We start from the raw sequence: 16,844 nt of genomic DNA, 5'->3' as shown, positions 1-16,844 counted from the left end.
CCAGTGTCTAAACCGGCACACCCACCAGGTCATGGCCCTGGCTGCGCACAATGCGCACCTTGATCAGCTCGCCGACCTTGTAGGTCTTGCTGAGCTTCTCGGGCGGCAGCAGGTGCACGACACCGTCGATCTCGGGCGCATCGGCATAGGTACGGGCGATGCCACCCTTCTTGCCCAGGCCGATGGCCTTGTCGACCAGCACCTGCATGGTCTGGCCCACACGGCGCTCCAGGCGCTTGGCGGACACCTCTTCGGCCACTTCCATGAAACGGGCGCGGCGCGCTTCGCGCACCTCAGCGGGCAGCATGCCGGGCAGCTCGTTGGCCGTGGCGCCTTCCACCGGGCTATAGGCAAAGCAGCCTGCGCGGTCAATCTCGGCCTCACGGATAAAGTCCAGCAGGTGCTCAAACTCTTCTTCGGTCTCGCCGGGGAAGCCGGCAATAAAGGTCGAGCGGATCACCAGCTCGGGGCAGATCGCACGCCACTCACGGATGCGCTCCAGATTGCGTTCGCCGCTGGCCGGGCGCTTCATGCGCTTGAGTACATCGGGGTGGCTGTGCTGCAGTGGCACATCCAGATACGGCAGCACCAGGCCTTGGGCCATCAGCGGCACGATCGCGTCCACCGTGGGATACGGGTACACATAGTGCAGGCGCACCCATGCCCCATACGGCTTGGCCAGCTCGCCCAGCGCTTCCACCAGCTCCAGCATGCGGGTCTTCACCGGCTTGCCGTCCCAGAAACCGGTGCGGTACTTCACATCGACACCGTAGGCGGAGGTGTCCTGGCTGATCACCAGCAGCTCCTTGACGCCACCGGCAAACAGCGCCTTGGCTTCCTTGAGCACATCGCCAATCGGGCGGCTGACCAGATCACCGCGCATCGAGGGGATGATGCAGAAGGTGCAGCGGTGGTTGCAGCCTTCGGAAATCTTCAGGTAGGCATAGTGCTTGGGCGTGAGCTTGATGCCCGCCTCGCCAAAGCTGCCGGGCACCAGGTCGATGAAGGGGTCATGCGGCTTGGGCAGGTTGGTGTGGACCGCGTCCATCACCTCTTGCGTGGCATGGGGGCCCGTTACCGCCAGCACGCTGGGGTGCATCTGCTTGACGAGGTTGCCGCCGCCGTCGCCCATCTTGGCGCCCAGGCAACCGGTCACGATCACCTTGCCGTTCTCAGCCAGCGCCTCGCCAATCGTGTCCAGGCTTTCGCGCACGGCGTCGTCAATGAAGCCGCAGGTGTTGACGATCACCAGATCGGCGCCTTCAAAGGTCTTGGAGGTCTGGTACCCCTCGGCGCTCAACTGCGTCAGGATCAGCTCGCTGTCGGTAAGGGCTTTGGGGCAGCCCAAACTGACGAACCCCACCTTGGGGGTTCGGTTGGCGTCGAGCGTCGCAGTGGCAGCGTGGGAATCGGTATTCATTTTTCTTGCAGGGGAACCTGGCAACTAATTTGGGCGGTATTTTAAAGCAGGCGCCCTGACAGGCTCCGCCCCTGGGGTATAGACCCGCAGGCGTGGGCGCTACAGCAACAAAAACCGCCATCTACCGAAACTTCCGGTAGATGGCGGTTGATCACGGGTGGGTTGGCGAAAATTGCACCCGCATCCGCATGCCTAGCTGCTTGATGGCAGCACGGCAGCCGACGCTTTAGATGGCCTGCTTCAAGGCCGCTTGATCCCAAAAGCCGTCAGCATCTGCTCCGTCTGCTTTTGCATCTGCTCCTGCATCTGCTGGAAGAACTGCTGCGACTGGGCCTGGTAGTTGCTCGCATCGGGCATGCCTGGCACGCCGGGCATCGGCATGCCCAGAAAGTTGCGCCACATCTCGGGCGTGGCACCCTTCATCTGGTCGGCAAAGCGGCCTTGCATCTCCGTGAACAGCTGCACATTGCGCTCCAGGTAGGAGCCCATGAAGCCCTGCATCGCATGGCCGTAGAAGCGGATGATGTTGACCAGCATGGCCTCGGTGAACATCGGCGCGCCGCCGGCTTCCTCATCGAGAATGATCTGCAGCAGAATGCTGCGCGTCAGGTCCTCGCCGGTCTTGGCGTCCTTGACGACGATGGGCTCGTTCTGCATGACCAGCGCCTTGACCTCGGCCAAGGTGATGTAGGCAGAGGTCTGGGTGTCGTACAGACGGCGGTTGGGGTATTTCTTGACGACGCGCTCGGACGCGGTAGCTGTTCCTGGGGTGTTTTCCGGCACGCGGATCTCCTGTGTCTCTCGCCAACGGCGGGCGTTATAGGAATACCGACCATCCTAGTCTCTGGGACGGCGGTTTTTACCTCTAAGGCAATTTTTAGATTGTAGTGACGGCGGAGGCCTGTTGCGCTGCAGCACTTACCCTAAGAACCTGTTCTAAGAGGCGCCCGCCCGGCCTTTGAGCCAGTGGCCAAAGGCATGCAGCGCAGGCTGGGCGGGCATGGGCTCGGTCGCCAGCGGGGTCATCCAGTAGTAGGCGCGGCTGCCTTTCAACGGCTGCTCGCAGGCAACCACCAGCTCGCCCCGGGCCAGCTCATCCTCGATCAGCATCGGCGGAATCAGCGCCACCCCCATGCCCGCTGCTGCGGCCACGGCCAACATCGAGAACAGCTCATAGCGCGGGCCATCGAGCGCATGGGGGGCCGGTACACCGGCAGCATCAAACCACTTGCGCCAACCATCGGGCCGGGTGCTTTGCTGCAGCAGCGGCAGCTGCGCCAGCACCTGGGGCGATACGGTCAGGTAGGCTCGGCCGCGCCCGCGTTGGGTGGCGCCTTCCAACAGGCGCGGGCTGCAGACCGGCACGATCACCTCGTCCATCAACCAGGTCGCCTGTGTACCCGGCCATTGGCGCGCCTGCTCGGCAGTACCGGCATAGATGGCGGCATCGACCAGGCGCTCGGCAAACGCAAAGGGCCGGGTCTGCACATCGATATGCACGACCACGCCGGGATGCTGCTGCAAAAACTGCGGCAGGCGCGGCAACAGCCAGCGGGTCGCAAAGGTGGGCACGGCCGCAATGCTGATCGCGCCGCCTGCGCCCTGGTGGGCCATGATGTCCAAGGTGCCGCGCTCAATGCCCTGCAGCCACTGCGCCACCTGATGGCTGTACTGGTGACCCGCAGGCGTCAGCACCATGCCGTGGCGCGAGCGCTTGAACAGCTGCACGCCCAGTTGCTCTTCCAGCGCAATGATCTGGCGCGAGACGGCGCTTTGCGTCAGCGCCAGCTCCTGGGCGGCGCGGGTATAGCTCTCGTGGCGGGCGGCGGCCTCAAAACAGGCCAGCGCCTGGGTCGAGGGAATCATTCGGCGCATATCTTGTCTCCGATGTGACGCATGGCATCACTGCATCTTTCTCTGGCATTACCCAGTGCATGCGTTTTTATAAATGCGTAGGTCGCATATCTGGATGATAAACAATCGTTTGCCCCGCCGCTAGCGCGGGTCTACCATGGCGGCTGTTTTGGCAGGGCAGCGCATCGGCGTCCGGCCCCCGCCTTTCGATAAGCGAATACCGATCCAAGGAGCAGACATGGCGCAATTCACCTGGGAAGATCCCTTCCACCTCGACGAACAACTGACCGAAGACGAGCGCATGATCCGCGACGCGGCCCGTGCCTATTGCCGCGACAAGCTGGCACCACGCGTGCAGGAAATGTTCCGCAAGGAATCGGTGGACACAAGCATCTTCCGTGAGATGGGCGAGCTGGGCCTGCTGGGACCCACCATCCCGACCGAGTACGGTGGCGCCGGCCTCAACTACGTGAGCTACGGCCTGGTGGCGCGCGAGATCGAGTACATCGACTCGGGCTACCGCTCGATGGCCTCGGTCCAGTCCTCGCTGGTGATGGTGCCGATCAACGAGTTCGGCACCGAAGCGCAAAAGCAGAAGTACCTGCCCAAGCTGGCATCGGGCGAGTTCATCGGCTGCTTTGGCCTGACCGAGCCTGACCACGGCTCCGACCCTGGCAGCATGGCCACCCGCGCCTACAAGGTGGACGGCGGCTACAAGCTCAAGGGCAGCAAGATGTGGATCACCAACAGCCCCATCGCCGATGTGTTCGTGGTCTGGGCCAAGGAAGTCTCCGAAGGCGGCGCCGTCGGCCAGATCCGTGGCTTTGTGCTGGAAAAGGGCATGAAGGGCCTGTCGGCTCCTGCGATCCACGGCAAGGTGGGCCTGCGTGCCTCGATCACCGGCGAAATCGTCATGGACGATGTGTTTGTGCCGGAAGAAAACGCCTTCCCCGAAGTGCGTGGTTTGAAGGGCCCCTTCACCTGCCTCAACAGCGCCCGCTTTGGCATTGCCTGGGGCGCGATGGGTGCGGCCGAGTTCTGCTGGCACACCGCGCGCCAGTACACGATGGACCGCAAGCAGTTTGGCCGCCCGCTGGCTGCCAACCAGCTGATCCAGAAAAAGCTGGCCGACATGCAGACCGAAATCACGCTGGGCCTGCAAGCGGCGCTGCGCGTGGGCCGCATGAAGGACGAGCACCAGAACGTCATCGAGATCACTTCGCTGATCAAGCGCAACAACTGCGGCAAGTCGCTGGACATTGCCCGCCTGGCCCGCGACATGATGGGCGGCAACGGCATCAGCGACGAGTTCGGTGTGGCGCGCCACCTGGTCAACCTGGAAGTGGTGAACACCTACGAAGGCACGCATGATGTGCACGCGCTGATCCTGGGTCGCGCCCAGACCGGCATCGCCGCGTTCGCCAATTAAGAACGGCCCGAGCCCCATCGCATGCAGCGCCCGCTGCATGCCTGCCCACAACCCACTTCACCGCAGGCGCTGCGTGGGTGGGTTGTGGTGTTTTGTGATCGCTTAACCACCCCCTTGCCGGATGCGAATGGCGCCGCCCTGAGGCCGCACGTACCATCGGCGAGTTTTGCAGAAATTTCTTGCTGCAATGCCTACTGCACATGCATGGGCAGCTATCGAATTTGGAGACACTATGACCGCACCCATCGCGCCGCTGGACGGCATCAAAGTTCTGGATCTGTCGCGGGTGCTGGCCGGCCCCTGGTGCGCGCAGATGCTCGGTGACCTGGGCGCCGAGGTGATCAAGGTCGAGCGGCCCGAGGCCGGTGACGACACGCGCCACTGGGGCCCTCCCTACCTGCACACCGATGACGGCACCAAGACCGAGCAGGCCAGCTACTACACCTGCTGCAACCGCAACAAGCGCAGCATCACCATCGACATGGCCTCGCCCCAGGGCCAGGCGCTGATCGTCGAGCTGGCCAAGGATGCCGACATCCTCGTCGAGAACTTCAAGGTCGGCGGCCTCAAGGCCTATGGCCTGGACTATGAAAGCCTGCGCAAGATCAACCCGCGCCTGATCTACTGTTCGGTCACCGGCTTTGGCCAGACCGGCCCCTACGCCCCGCGCGCCGGCTACGACCTGATGGTGCAGGCGATGAGCGGCATGATGAGCATCACCGGCCACCCTGATGGCGAGCCCGGTGGCGGCCCGCTCAAGGTCGGTGTTGCGGTCACCGATGTGTTCACCGGTATTTACTCCTGCTGCTCGATCCTGGCCGCACTGCAGGCACGCCACCGGACCGGCGAAGGCCAGCACATCGACATGGCGCTGTTGGATGTGGGCATGGCCGTGCTGGCCAACCAGGCCGTGGGCTACCTGAATGCAGACGATATTCCGCAGCGCGCAGGCAATATCCACCCCAGCGTGGGCCCCTACCAGGATTTCCCCAGCAAGGACGGCAATGTGCTGCTGGCCATTGGCAACGACGGCCAGTTCGCGCGCTTTTGCGCCGCCACCGGCAACGAGGCCTGGGCACAGGACCCGCGCTTTACCCGCAACTCGGGCCGCATCATCCACCGCAAGGATTTGCAGGAGCTGATGTACCCGTTGATGAAGACCCGCACCACCGCCGAATGGATTGCGCTGCTCGAAGACAAGGCCGTCCCCTGCGGCCCCATCAACAACATCGCCCAGGCCTTTGACGATGCGCAGGTGATTGCACGCGGCCTGCATGTGCAGATCCCGCGCGATGCCGGCGACCAGATCGGTACGATCAGCACCGTCGCCAGCCCCATGCGGCTGACCGCCACCCCGCCGGTGGTGCGCCGCCCGCCGCCCGCGATGGGCCAGCACACCGACGAGATCCTGGCCGAGCTGGGCCGCTCGCCCGCGCAGATTGCGCAGCTGCACAGCGAAGGCGTGGTCTAAGAACCTGTTCAAAGGGCTAGGGGCTATTGCTTCCATGCACCAAGGGCCGCAACGCGGCCCTTTTTTCATCCCTTGAGAGGCTCAGTCAAACAAGCCCAGGCTGATGCCGTCGCCCAGCGCTGCACCCTCCCACTCCAGCAGCTGCAGCTTGGTGCGCGTGCCGCCATTGGCTGAGAAGCCGCCGCGCGCGCCATGCGCCGCCAAGATGCGGTGGCAGGGCACCACGGGTGCAAAGGGGTTGGCCCCCAGCGCCTGGCCTACCGCACGGGCCATCCCCCTGCCCCCCAAGTCGTCGGCAAGCTCACCATAGCTGCGCGTCTGCCCCGGCTCAATGGCCAGTGCCAGCTGGTAGACCGCACGCGAAAAATCCGGCACCCCATGCCAGTCGAGCACCACATCATCGAGCAGCGGCAAACCGCTGTGCGCGGACCAGCGGTTCAGGGTCAGCAAGCTGCGCAAGTCGCCCAGCACGGGGGCAGGTGCATCCGGCCAGCGCGCGCTGCCCTCCGGTTCACCGGTCTCCTGGCGCCCGGCCAGCAGCCACTGCACGCCGGCCACCGCCTGCAAAGCCTGGGCACTCAGATCACCGGGCGCCTGGGCTTGTGGCCACAAGCCCTCGCGGCGCTGGCGGGCATGCTCCAGCAGGCGCATCTGTGTAGCCTCCAGGCTGGGCTCGGGCAGCCGCAGCGCGACAACGGCTTGCGCACCCCAGGCAATGCCACAAACACCCAGGCGGGTGCGGAACAAGGCATGGCCCGTTTGCGCAGCATCCCAGGCATCGCCGGGCAGGGAGCGGGAAGAAAGCGGCTCAGTGTTCATGCCCCGCATCTTGCCCCCACCATGCCGACCCCGCAAGCCGCAGTGCCACTGTCAGCCTTTGCCGCCCAAGCCGCGCTGCCCCCTGGGCTGCCAGGACAATCAAGCCCGTGTTCCCCGATAAGAAGATCCCCATGACCGACACCCTGCAAGCCCAGCACGCCGCCATCATGCGCGAGGTGCTGGACAGCGCCCACCACAACCGCCATCTGCACAAAGGCCGCCCCTTTGCCGCAGCAATTGCCGATGATGCGGGCCGCATTCTGGGCCGGGGCGTGAACACCATCAGCCAGACGCAGGACATGACCGGCCACGCCGAGATGGAAGCCATCCGCGACTGCTGCCACCAGCGCCAGCTGCCGCATCTGCAGGGGCTGACGGTCTATGCCTCCGGCCACCCCTGCCCCATGTGCCTGGCAGCAATAGTGGCGGGCCAGGCCAAGCAGGTGTTTTTTGCATTTGACAATGCCGATGCGGCGCCCTTCGGGCTGTCGAGCGAAGGCGTCTACCAGCGCCTGGGCTTGCAACTGCAACCGCCGCCCCTGCCTATCCACCGGCTGAATCTGGGCATCAGCGCAGCGCAGCTGTATGGCGATGCGCCCTGGCCCAGCGCGGGCTGACAAGCGCCTTACCTGGCCTTCGCGCTTTGCGCTGGCTTTACGTCTGCCCCTTATGATCGGGCAGCTATTTTTGGCGGCCATGCCGCCCTTCCCTCCGCTTGCATGACCCCGCCTTCTGCCCCGCCCCCTGCCGTTGACCGCCAAGCACTGCGCTGGATTGCTGCGCTGTTTGTACTGGTCATGGCCAGCCGCCTGCTGGCTTCGCACGGCGTGTCCTGGGACCAGAACGAGCAGCTGGTCTGGTCCCAGCAACTGGCGCTGGGCTATGGGCCCCAGCCGCCGCTCTACACCTGGCTGCAATGGGGCCTGGTGGGGGTGCTGGGCCCGAGCACCCTGGCCGTGGTGCTGCTGAAAAACAGCCTGATCGCGCTGAGCTTTGTCTTTATGCTGCTGGCCGCACGCCAGGTGCTGCCCGCGCGCCAGGCCTGGCTGGCCGCTGCCGGCATGACCTGGCTGCCCGGCATTGCCTGGCAGTTGCTGCGCGACCAGACCCATACGGTGATGCTGACCTGCGCCATCTGCGCCACCTGGTGGTTGCTGCTGCGCCAGTTGCGCCAGCCGCGCCCGCTGGGCTTTGTCTACCTGGGCCTCGTCGTCGCCTGGGGCATGCTGTCCAAGTACAGCTACCTGCTGGTCGCCGTCACCCTGCTGCTGGCCTGCCTGAGCATGGCCAGCACGCGCCGCGCACTGTTGTCGCGCGGCTGGTGGCTCACGCCGCTGATCAGCATCGCGCTGGTCGCCCCCCATGCCTGGTGGGTGCTGGAGCACTGGCAAGCGGCCAGCGGCGCCACCCTGGACAAGCTGCATCCAGCAGAGACCAGCTCCTACCTCAGCGGCCTGGCCCACGGCCTGCGGGATCTGCTGGCCTTTTTGCTGCTGGCGGTGCTTCCCTTGCTGCTGATGGCGCGCTGGACCAGTGGGCGCTTTTGGCAACAGCGCGCTGCTGCCACCGGCGCTGTCAATCACAGCCCCACGCCTGACTGGCTGGTGCCGCTGCTGCGCCGCTATATGGCGCTGGTGGCGGGCGCGCTGGTGCTGATGGCGCTGGCAGGTGCAGCCAAGTTCGATGGCCGCTGGATCCAGCCGCTGCTGCTCATTTTTCCGCTCTACATGCTGGCCCGCTGGCCGGCGCTGGCCCAGTCGGACACAAGCCGCCGGCGCTATCTGCTGGCCTGTCTGGGCATGCTGGTGCTGGTCTGGTCGCTGGCGTTGCTGGCGCCGCTGCGCGATGCCAAGCGCGGCAAGGGCGACCGCCTCAACTGGCAGCTGGACCTGATTGCCAACACCTTGCGCCAGGCCGGCTACCAAGGCCAGGGCATGGTGCTGGCCGAGCACCACACCACCGGCGGCGTGATGCGCATTCTGTTCCCCCAGGCCAAGATCGTGGTCTGCGATGCAGACGAACCGGGCTTTCATAAGGACTGCGCCTGGCAGGCCGCTGAAAGCGCCCGCCGCCAGCACCTGCCCTGGTTGCAGATCTCCACCGAGGACCCGGCGCCCGATGCCTGGTGGTGGGCCGCCTGGCCCGTCGATGCCATGCTGCAGGTGCAGGAGGCCGAGCTGCCCTACCGCTGGACCGATCCGGCACGTGCGCAGATGCAGATGAACTTTGTGGTGTCTCCGGCGGGCAGATAAACAGCGCACGGCGCCACTAAGATCTGGCCATTTCCCTCGCCGCCCAGACCATGACCGACACCGCCGCCATCGCCCAAGAGCACTGGATCGGCCTGCCCCCACAGGGCCGGCTGTATGCCAAAACCTGGACCCCGGGCACCACGCACAAAGCGCCACTGGTGCTGCTGCATGACTCGCTGGGTTCAGTCGCGCTGTGGCGCGATTTTCCGGCGCAGCTGGCCCAGGCCACGGGACGGCAGGTGATCGCCTATGACCGCCTGGGCTTTGGCCAATCGGATGCGCGCAGCGGCACGCTGTCGGCGCAGTTTGTGGCTGAAGAGGCGGAGCTTTACTTCCCCATTGTGCGCCAGCATCTGGGCCTGGATCGCTTTGCGTTGCTGGGCCACAGCGTGGGTGGCGGCATGGGCATTGCGATAGCCGCAGGCGCGGGCCAGGCCTGCACGGCGCTGGTGACCATCGCCGCCCAGGCCTTTGTCGAAGACCGCACGCGGGCGGGAATTGCCGAGGCCCGCGCGCTGTTCCAGGACGCTGCGCAATTGGAGCGCCTGGCCAAATACCACGGCAGCAAGGCGCGCTGGGTCGTGGATGCCTGGACGGAGACCTGGCTCAGCCCCGCGTTTAGCGATTGGAACGTGGACGCCTGGTTGCCCCGCCTGCAATGCCCTCTGCTCGCCATCCATGGTGAGCGGGATGAATACGGGAGCACCGCACACCCCGAGCGCATTGCCCGCCAGGCCGGTGGCGGTGGCCAGACCGAGATCATTGCCGGCGCCCACCATATGCCGCACCGCGAAATGGCCGAGCAGGTGCTCGGCCGGGTGCGTGCTTTTCTGGCGCAGGCCGGCTAGACCTGCGTTTGGCCTTTGATTAATAGGCGACCGTGAAGCGGGCCTTGCTGTGCAGATGCTGCTCCAGCGCATCGACCAGGGCCACGGCCAAATCCGCCGCCGAGATATCGCCAGGGCTGCCATCGGCTTGCCACAGCGGCTCGTCCTTGCCGGTGCGGTACTGACCGGTGCGGCCCTGGCTTTGCGCGGCTGATCCGCCATGGAAGCCGACCGGCGGGCTCAGCACGGTCCAGTCCAGCGCGGTCTCTTTTTGCAGCGCGCTGTACATGTCGCGGGCCGCACTGGCGCCGGGCTTGATGGCGGCGGGGAACTCGGGCGAATCCACGAGCTGCTGGCCGTTCACATACAGGCTGCCTGCGCCGCCCACCACCAGGTAGCGGGCCACACCGGCTGCGCGGGTGCCAGCCTCGATGGCCTGCGAGCCCTTGAGGAAGTCCTCGTAAATATTGGGGTTGGTCCAGCCTGCGTTGTAGGCCGATAGCACGGCATCGCTGCCGGTGGCCGCCTTTTGCACCACGGCCGCATCCATCACATCTCCTTGCAGCACTTGCAGATGCGGGCGGGGCTTGAGCTTGGCGGGGTCGCGCACCAGGGCCACCACCTCGTGGCCGCGCTGCAGCAGTTCATCAAGCAGTGCAGCGCCTACAAAACCGGTCGATCCAATCAGTGTGACTTTCATCGTATTTCCTTCGCATGGACAAAGGCGGGCAGCCCCTGCGCCACGCCAAGACCCCACTGTATGCCGGTCGAGCGGCATTGATAATCCCTCCCATCCAAGCATTTCTTTGAAGCTGTGCTTCATAATCAGCCGATGGAAGACCTCAAGCGCATGGCTATTTTTGCGACCGTGGTCGAGCAAGGCTCGATGACGGCCGCCGCACGCCTGCTGGGCATGAGTGCCTCGGCGGTGAGCCAGCAGGTGCGGCATCTGGAGGCCCAGGCGGGCCTGCCGCTGATGCACCGCACCACGCGCAGACTGAGCCTGTCCGATGCCGGGCAGCGCTTTTATGCACAGTGCGCAGTGATGCTGCAGGCCGCACGCCAGGCCCGCGCCGAGCTCGATGCCGAGCGCGACGAGCCAGTGGGCGAGCTGCGCATTGCCGCCGTGCTGGGCCTGGCCGCACCTCTGGGCCGGGCGCTGGCTCCGTTGCTGCACGCCCACCCGCAGCTGCGGCTGCAACTGCTGCTCGATGAATCGCACAGCGACCTGGTAGCAGAGCGGGTGGACATCGCCATCCGCCTGGGCGAGCTGCCCGACTCCCACTGGGTGGCCCGCCCGCTGGGCACCTTGCCCTGGTGGATATGCGCCGCCCCTGCGCTGGCGCAAGGCAGGCCGGTGCCGCAGCACCCGCAGGCCTTGCAGGCCTGGCCCTGGATGGCGCGCAACATCGGCAAGACCACCAGCGCCAGCATGCAGCTGCAGCACCGCCACAGCGGCGAGGTGGTCATGCTGCACACGGCGCCACGCATCATCAGCAACCAGCAGTACGCGCTGCAGCAGCTGTGCAGCGAGGGGCTGGGCCTGGCGCGGCTGTTTTCGCTCGAAGTGGCTGACCAGGTGCGCAGCGGCCAGCTGCTGCGCCTGCTGCCCGACTGGGACTGCGGCAGCCTGCGCATCTCCGCCCTCACCCCCGAGCGCCAGGCGCTGCCTGCGCGGGTGCGGCTGGCGCTGGCCACCTTGCAGGCCCACTTTGCGCCGCTGGCGCTGTCCTGAAGCGCATTGCCTGGCCGCCCCAAGCGGACGCTTGCACCTTCGCTGTTGCCTAAAAAGAACGTGAGGGGCAGCGGTGGTTTTGGCAAATACGCAAGAATCCTCCCTTGGTGGTCGGTGTACTGCCTGGATCCCTATCGCTGCGCGCACCCCGCGCGGCCTATTAAACCGCCGTGTATCCGGACGGCGGTAGATTAACGAACGGAAGCTTTATGACCCACTCTACCGCTCGCCGCTCGGCGCTGCGTGGCCTGTCGCTGGCCGCGCTCACCCTCTCCAGCCTGGCAAGCTTCAGTGCCCATGCAGACACCCCGGCGGTGCTGCGCGTATCTGCCATCCCCGACGAGGCACCCACGGAGCTTCAGCGCAAGTTCAAGCCGCTGGGCGAGTACCTGTCGCAGGCGACGGGCATGAAGGTGGTGTTCACGCCGGTGTCCGACTATGCGGCGGTGGTTGAATCCCTGGCCACCAGGAAGCTGGACCTGGCCTGGCTGGGCGGCTTTACCTATGTGCAGGCAAAGATCCGCACCAATGGCACGGCCATCCCGATCGTGCAGCGCGCCGAAGACGCGGTGTTCACCAGCAAGTTCATCACGGCCGACCCCAGCATCCAGACCCTGGCCGACCTCAAGGGCAAGACCTTCGCGTTTGGCGCGCCTTCGTCCACCTCGGGCAGCCTGATGCCGCGCTACTTTCTGCTGCAGGACGGCCTGAACCCGGAAAAGGACTTCAAGACCGTGGCCTACTCGGGCGCGCATGACGCCACCGTGGCCTTTGTGGCGGCCGGCAAGGCCGAGGCCGGCGTGCTCAATACGTCGGTATGGGACAAGCTGGTCGAGACCAAGAAGGTGGACACCAGCAAGGTGCGCGTGTTCGCCACCACCCCCACCTACTTTGACTACAACTGGACCGTGCGCGGCGACCTGGACCCGGCCATCATCAAGAAGCTCACCGATGCCTTCCTGGCGCTGGACCCGGCCAAGCCCGAGCACAAGGCCATCATGGATCTGCAGCGCGCCTCCAGGTTCATCCCGACCAAGCCCGAGAACTATGCCGGCACCGAAGCGGCCGCCAAGTCCGCCGGCCTGCTCAAGTAACGGGCCGCCGGGCATGGGCACTGTTGCAGGGCCCATGCCGCCTGCCTCTGCTGCACTTTTCCAGCATTTGATCCATGAGCTTTGTGCTTGACGATGTGGGCCTGACCCACACCAATGGTTTTGTCGCACTCGCGGGCATTCGCCTGTCGGCGGCCCAGGGCAAGAGCATTGCGCTGATCGGCCCTTCCGGCGCGGGCAAGACCTCGCTGCTGACGGCCATCGGCACGGCCCACCTGCCCAGCAGCGGCCGCATGCAGGTGCTGGGCCAGGCCTTGCCGGCGGCACCTGCCACCCCCTCCGTGCGCGAGCTCAAAGCGCTGCGCAGCCTGATTGGCACCGTGCACCAGAGCGCGCCCATTGCGCTGCGCCAGCGCGTGGTCACCGCCGTGCTGGCCGGCCGCCTGGGCCAGTGGCCGCTGTGGAAGGCGCTGGCATCGCTGGCCTACCCGCAAGACATCTCCGGCGCCCGCGAGGCCCTGGTCCGTGTGCAGATGGAGGACAAGCTCTTTGCGCGCTGCGACCAGCTCTCCGGCGGCCAGCTGCAGCGCGTGGGTATTGCCCGGGTGCTCTACCAGCAGGCCCGGCTGATTCTGGCCGATGAGCCGGTCTCCGCGCTCGACCCTGCGCTGTCGCTGGCCACCGTGCAGTTGCTGGTGCAGGAAGCCGCTGCGCGCCAGGCCACCTTGGTGGCCAGCCTGCATGCGGTGGACCTGGCCCTCCGCTGCTTTGCCCGCATTGTCGGCATCCGCGATGGCCGGATTGCCTTTGACCTGCCCGCTGCGCAGGTGAGCCAGGCACAGCTCCAGGCCCTGTATGCCCATGCCGATGGCAGTGCGGCCGCATTGCCCACGCTGGGCAGCATGGGCAGCGCCACGCCGCAAGTGCTGTCCAGCCCGGCAGCTGAAGTGATCACATGCCGCTGATGCCTGCCGCTGCCAACGACGCACAGCGCCGCGACCCTGCCGCCCGAGGCCGGCTCATCGCGCTGCTGCTGGCGCTGGTGGTACTGTGGCCGATGCTGCAGACCTCGGGCTTCTCGCTGGCGCCGTTTTTTGACAGCAACAATCTCAAAGTGGTCGGTGGTTTTCTGGCCCAGTTTCTGCCGCCCGAGAGCAGCCAGGAGTTTCTGGCCTACCTGGGCCAGGCCAGCCTGGAGACCCTGGCCATTGCCACCGCCGGCATGGCGCTGGCGCTGCTGCTGGCGCTGCCGCTGTCCTACCTGGCGAGCGGCGCTGCGCGCGAGAAAGTCAGCCTCAACCCCCTTACCCGCGGCGTGCTGACCATTCTGCGCGGCGTGCCCGAGCTGGTCTGGGCGCTGGTGTTTGTGCGGGTGTTTGGCCTGGGCCCCGCCGCTGGCGTGCTGGCCCTGGGCCTGACCTATGGCGGCATGCTGGCCAAGGTGTATGCCGAGATTCTGGAATCCACCGACCCGGGCCCCGCCCGCGCCTTGCGCGCCAGTGGCGCAGGCCGCCTGCAGGCCCTGCTCTACGGCAGCCTGTCGCAAGCGGCGCGTGAGCTGACCTCGTACACCGTCTACCGCTGGGAATGCGCGATCCGCGCCTCGGTGGTGATGGGCTTTGTGGGCGCGGGTGGCCTGGGCCAGTTGATGGACCAGGCGATGAAGATGCTCAATGGCGGCGAGGTCGCCAGCATCTTGCTGGCCTTCATGCTGCTGGTGGCGCTGGCCGATCTGCTGTCCTGGTGGCTGCGCCGCGCGCTCGATACGCCGCCAGCGGCCCGTGCGCTGCCTTTTGGCTGGCGCAGCGCGGCCATGCTGCTGCTCGGCGGCATCGGCCTGTGGGCCAGCTTCTGGCTGCTCGGCATCGACTGGTCCGCGCTGTTCAGCCGCGATGCGCTGCAATCGATGGGCAGCTTCGTGGCCGGTTTTTTCTCGCCCGACCTGAGCGCCGCCTGGCTGCGCAAAGTGGCCCAAGGGTTGTGGGAGACCCTGGCCATTTCCATTATCGGCAGCCTGCTGGCGGCCATGGCCGGGCTGCTGCTGGCCTTGCCGCGCTGGCGCGCACCCTGGAACGCGCTGCTCAACCTGCTGCGCTCGGTGCCCGAGCTGGTCTGGGCGACGATCACCGTGCTGGCGGTGGGCCTGGGCCCGTTGGCCGGCGCGCTGGCGCTGGCCTTGCACACGGCCGGGGTGCTGGGCCGGCTCTATGCCGAGGCCTTGCAGAATACGCCTACCGCTCCCGCCCGGGCGCTGCGCCTGGCCGGCAGCAGCCGCCTGCTGGCCTTTTGCTACGGCACGCTCCCAGCGGCCGCGCCGCAGTTGCTGGCCTACACCCTGTACCGCTGGGAGATGAACATCCGCATGGCGGCCATCCTCGGCTTTGTCGGCGCTGGTGGTCTGGGCCAGCTGCTGTATGTCGAACTCTCGCTGTTCCACTACGCGCAGGCCAGCACCGTCATCATTGCCATGCTGCTGCTGAGCATGGCGGTGGACTGGAGCAGCGCCGCCTTGCGCCGCGCGATGCGCTGACCCCCCATCCCTGATGTCTCCCTCCTCCCGCAAAACCTGGCAGCTGCTGATCCGCAGGCTGCATCTGTACATCGGCCTGCTGGTCGCGCCGTTCATCGTGGTGGCTGCCGCTACCGGCCTGCTGTATGCGCTGACGCCCCAGCTGGAAAACCAGCTCTACCGCAGCGCGCTGGAGGCCGAATCGGCGCCAGGCGCCCCGGCGCAGCCGCTGTCGGCCCAGGTGCAGGCCGCCCTGCAGGCCTTGCCGGCATCCGCTGCAGTGCTGGCCGTGCGCCCGGCGCCCGATGCGCGCAGCACCACCCGCGTCATGGTGGCCGATGCGGCGCTGGGCCCCTCGGAATACCGCAGCCTCTTTGTGAACCCCTACAGCCTGGCGCTGCAGGGCGACCTGACGGTCTATGGCACCAGCGGCGTGCTGCCGCTGCGCAAGCAGCTTGATCTGCTGCACCGCCAGTTGCTGATGGGTGAATGGGGCCGCACCTACAGCGAACTGGCGGCCTCCTGGCTGTGGGTGGCTGCGCTGGGCGGTGTGGCCCTGTGGTGGCTGTCGCGCCCGCAGCGGGCCGGCGCCCACGTAGCCCATGCTCCGCTGCGCCGCTGGCACCATGGCTTGGGGCTGTGGCTGCTGGTGGGCCTGCTGTTTCTTTCGGCCACGGGCCTGACCTGGTCGCGCTGGGCCGGCGGCCATTTTGGCCAGGCGCTGCAGCAGATGGGCTGGCAAACGCCGCGTTTGAACACCAGCCTGGGCACGGACGCCAGCAGCGCCCATGCCCACCACCAGCCCGCAGACTCGCATGCGGACCATGCAGAGCACCAGGCCGCGCCCATGGCCATGGCTGGTATGGCCGGTATGGCGGGTATGGGCCCCATGCCGCAGGACTTTGACAGCGTGCTGGCAATCGCCCGCCAGCACGGCCTGGCATCCGCCAAGCTGGAGATCCGGCCGCCAGCCGCTGCCAACAAGGCCTGGACGGTGACGGAGATCAACCGCTCCTGGCCCACCGAAGTGGATGCGCTGGCCATTGACCTGGCGCAGGGCCAGGTGCTGGACCACAACCGCTTCCGCGACTACCCGCTGGCCTCCAAGCTGACGCGCTGGGGCATTGACCTGCACATGGGCAGCTGGGGTGTTCTGAACCAGGCCTTGCTGGTGCTGCTGGGCGCCGGCATTGTGGCGATGGCGCTGACCGGCTGGCTGCAATGGCGCAAGCGCCCGGGCCGCAGCCGCGAATGGCTGCATGGCCAGCTGACCCTGGTCCACCAATGGCGCCAGTTGCCGCGTACTGCTGCGCTGGCCCTGTTGCTGGTGGCAGCCGCCTTGGGCTGGCTGCTGCCGGTGCTGGGCTGCAGCCTGTTGGCACTGCTGGCGCTGGATGCCTGGATCTACCTGCGCCGATAGGTCAAAAAAATGCCCGGCACAGAGGCGGTGCCGGGCAGGTGAATAGCGCTGGATTG

Annotated in this window: 15 protein-coding genes; 10 read left to right on the top strand and 5 right to left on the bottom strand. The window is 66.4% G+C overall.

Annotated features, from left to right (window positions below; genetic code table 11):
* Window positions 1-7: 7 nt before the first annotated feature.
* The 3 genes from rimO to AB7A72_RS21350 form a co-directional block, all read right to left on the bottom strand.
* On the bottom strand, window positions 8-1,420 hold the full coding sequence (gene rimO, locus AB7A72_RS21360) for a 30S ribosomal protein S12 methylthiotransferase RimO (RefSeq protein WP_369461087.1): 1,413 nt from the start codon (window positions 1,418-1,420) through the stop codon (window positions 8-10).
* 240 nt (window positions 1,421-1,660) lie between these two features.
* On the bottom strand, window positions 1,661-2,203 hold the full coding sequence (gene phaR, locus AB7A72_RS21355; protein WP_021026964.1) for a polyhydroxyalkanoate synthesis repressor PhaR: 543 nt from the start codon (window positions 2,201-2,203) through the stop codon (window positions 1,661-1,663).
* 153 nt (window positions 2,204-2,356) lie between these two features.
* A complete protein-coding gene (locus AB7A72_RS21350) occupies window positions 2,357-3,295 on the bottom strand; it encodes a LysR substrate-binding domain-containing protein (RefSeq protein WP_369461086.1) in 939 nt (312 codons plus the stop codon).
* Window positions 3,296-3,512: 217 nt separating this feature from the next.
* On the opposite strand from AB7A72_RS21350, the gene AB7A72_RS21345 reads away from it, so the two are divergent.
* A complete protein-coding gene (locus tag AB7A72_RS21345; RefSeq protein ID WP_021026966.1) occupies window positions 3,513-4,703 on the top strand; it encodes an acyl-CoA dehydrogenase in 1,191 nt (396 codons plus the stop codon).
* Between the two features lie 232 nt (window positions 4,704-4,935).
* Window positions 4,936-6,174, top strand: coding sequence for a CaiB/BaiF CoA transferase family protein (locus AB7A72_RS21340; RefSeq protein ID WP_312413616.1), 1,239 nt, complete (start codon window positions 4,936-4,938; stop codon window positions 6,172-6,174).
* Window positions 6,175-6,255: 81 nt separating this feature from the next.
* Here AB7A72_RS21340 and AB7A72_RS21335 read toward each other — a convergent pair whose 3' ends face one another.
* On the bottom strand, window positions 6,256-6,993 hold the full coding sequence (locus AB7A72_RS21335; protein WP_369461085.1) for a methylated-DNA--[protein]-cysteine S-methyltransferase: 738 nt from the start codon (window positions 6,991-6,993) through the stop codon (window positions 6,256-6,258).
* A gap of 131 nt (window positions 6,994-7,124) precedes the next feature.
* On the opposite strand from AB7A72_RS21335, the gene AB7A72_RS21330 reads away from it, so the two are divergent.
* From AB7A72_RS21330 to AB7A72_RS21320, 3 genes are all read left to right on the top strand, one after another.
* Window positions 7,125-7,610 carry a nucleoside deaminase gene (locus AB7A72_RS21330; protein ID WP_312463242.1) on the top strand — a complete coding sequence of 162 codons (486 nt, stop codon included), beginning with the start codon at window positions 7,125-7,127 and terminating at the stop codon, window positions 7,608-7,610.
* Between the two features lie 102 nt (window positions 7,611-7,712).
* The gene (locus AB7A72_RS21325; protein ID WP_369461084.1) at window positions 7,713-9,245 is read left to right on the top strand and encodes a glycosyltransferase family 39 protein; all 1,533 of its coding nucleotides are present in this window, start codon (window positions 7,713-7,715) and stop codon (window positions 9,243-9,245) included.
* A 50-nt stretch (window positions 9,246-9,295) separates the two neighbouring features.
* Window positions 9,296-10,093 carry an alpha/beta fold hydrolase gene (locus AB7A72_RS21320; protein WP_369461083.1) on the top strand — a complete coding sequence of 266 codons (798 nt, stop codon included), beginning with the start codon at window positions 9,296-9,298 and terminating at the stop codon, window positions 10,091-10,093.
* Window positions 10,094-10,112: 19 nt separating this feature from the next.
* On the opposite strand, the gene AB7A72_RS21315 is transcribed toward AB7A72_RS21320, so the two are convergent.
* The gene (locus AB7A72_RS21315) at window positions 10,113-10,772 is read right to left on the bottom strand and encodes an NAD(P)-dependent oxidoreductase (protein ID WP_239808985.1); all 660 of its coding nucleotides are present in this window, start codon (window positions 10,770-10,772) and stop codon (window positions 10,113-10,115) included.
* Between the two features lie 132 nt (window positions 10,773-10,904).
* Between AB7A72_RS21315 and AB7A72_RS21310 the strand changes: the two genes are divergently transcribed.
* The 5 genes from AB7A72_RS21310 to AB7A72_RS21290 all read left to right on the top strand — a co-directional run bounded on the left by AB7A72_RS21310 (window position 10,905) and on the right by AB7A72_RS21290 (window position 16,788).
* The gene (locus AB7A72_RS21310) at window positions 10,905-11,807 is read left to right on the top strand and encodes a LysR family transcriptional regulator (RefSeq protein ID WP_239808986.1); all 903 of its coding nucleotides are present in this window, start codon (window positions 10,905-10,907) and stop codon (window positions 11,805-11,807) included.
* A gap of 209 nt (window positions 11,808-12,016) precedes the next feature.
* The gene (locus AB7A72_RS21305) at window positions 12,017-12,901 is read left to right on the top strand and encodes a putative selenate ABC transporter substrate-binding protein (protein WP_369461082.1); all 885 of its coding nucleotides are present in this window, start codon (window positions 12,017-12,019) and stop codon (window positions 12,899-12,901) included.
* A gap of 74 nt (window positions 12,902-12,975) precedes the next feature.
* Window positions 12,976-13,824: a phosphonate ABC transporter ATP-binding protein gene (locus AB7A72_RS21300; protein ID WP_369461081.1), complete on the top strand. Its 849-nt coding sequence runs from the start codon at window positions 12,976-12,978 to the stop codon at window positions 13,822-13,824.
* Window positions 13,815-15,389, top strand: coding sequence for a phosphonate ABC transporter, permease protein PhnE (phnE, locus tag AB7A72_RS21295; RefSeq protein WP_407065008.1), 1,575 nt, complete (start codon window positions 13,815-13,817; stop codon window positions 15,387-15,389). The genes AB7A72_RS21300 and phnE overlap by 10 nt, the downstream gene beginning before the upstream one ends.
* 13 nt (window positions 15,390-15,402) lie before the next feature.
* Window positions 15,403-16,788 (top strand): PepSY-associated TM helix domain-containing protein, encoded by a 1,386-nt coding sequence (locus tag AB7A72_RS21290; protein ID WP_369461080.1) that lies wholly within the window; start codon window positions 15,403-15,405, stop codon window positions 16,786-16,788.
* Window positions 16,789-16,844: the final 56 nt, after the last annotated feature.

The organism is Comamonas sediminis (assembly GCF_041107495.1).
In the GTDB taxonomy this organism is placed as follows: Bacteria; Pseudomonadota; Gammaproteobacteria; order Burkholderiales; family Burkholderiaceae_C; genus Comamonas; species Comamonas sediminis.
This window is presented reverse-complemented; position numbering and strand designations above follow the sequence as displayed.

What these genes read in the sequence shown, in the direction of transcription:
- AB7A72_RS21290 (WP_369461080.1), top strand. Translation starts at nt 15,403, where the DNA reads ATGTCTCCCTCCTCCCGCAAAACCTGGCAGCTGCTGATCCGCAGGCTG.
- AB7A72_RS21340 (WP_312413616.1), top strand. Translation starts at nt 4,936, where the DNA reads ATGACCGCACCCATCGCGCCGCTGGACGGCATCAAAGTTCTGGATCTG.
- AB7A72_RS21320 (WP_369461083.1), top strand. Translation starts at nt 9,296, where the DNA reads ATGACCGACACCGCCGCCATCGCCCAAGAGCACTGGATCGGCCTGCCC.
- AB7A72_RS21305 (WP_369461082.1), top strand. Translation starts at nt 12,017, where the DNA reads ATGACCCACTCTACCGCTCGCCGCTCGGCGCTGCGTGGCCTGTCGCTG.
- AB7A72_RS21310 (WP_239808986.1), top strand. Translation starts at nt 10,905, where the DNA reads ATGGAAGACCTCAAGCGCATGGCTATTTTTGCGACCGTGGTCGAGCAA.
- AB7A72_RS21350 (WP_369461086.1), bottom strand. Translation starts at nt 3,295, where the DNA reads ATGCGCCGAATGATTCCCTCGACCCAGGCGCTGGCCTGTTTTGAGGCC.
- AB7A72_RS21315 (WP_239808985.1), bottom strand. Translation starts at nt 10,772, where the DNA reads ATGAAAGTCACACTGATTGGATCGACCGGTTTTGTAGGCGCTGCACTG.
- phnE (WP_407065008.1), top strand. Translation starts at nt 13,815, where the DNA reads ATGCCGCTGATGCCTGCCGCTGCCAACGACGCACAGCGCCGCGACCCT.
- rimO (WP_369461087.1), bottom strand. Translation starts at nt 1,420, where the DNA reads ATGAATACCGATTCCCACGCTGCCACTGCGACGCTCGACGCCAACCGA.
- AB7A72_RS21330 (WP_312463242.1), top strand. Translation starts at nt 7,125, where the DNA reads ATGACCGACACCCTGCAAGCCCAGCACGCCGCCATCATGCGCGAGGTG.
- AB7A72_RS21335 (WP_369461085.1), bottom strand. Translation starts at nt 6,993, where the DNA reads ATGAACACTGAGCCGCTTTCTTCCCGCTCCCTGCCCGGCGATGCCTGG.
- AB7A72_RS21345 (WP_021026966.1), top strand. Translation starts at nt 3,513, where the DNA reads ATGGCGCAATTCACCTGGGAAGATCCCTTCCACCTCGACGAACAACTG.
- AB7A72_RS21325 (WP_369461084.1), top strand. Translation starts at nt 7,713, where the DNA reads ATGACCCCGCCTTCTGCCCCGCCCCCTGCCGTTGACCGCCAAGCACTG.
- AB7A72_RS21300 (WP_369461081.1), top strand. Translation starts at nt 12,976, where the DNA reads ATGAGCTTTGTGCTTGACGATGTGGGCCTGACCCACACCAATGGTTTT.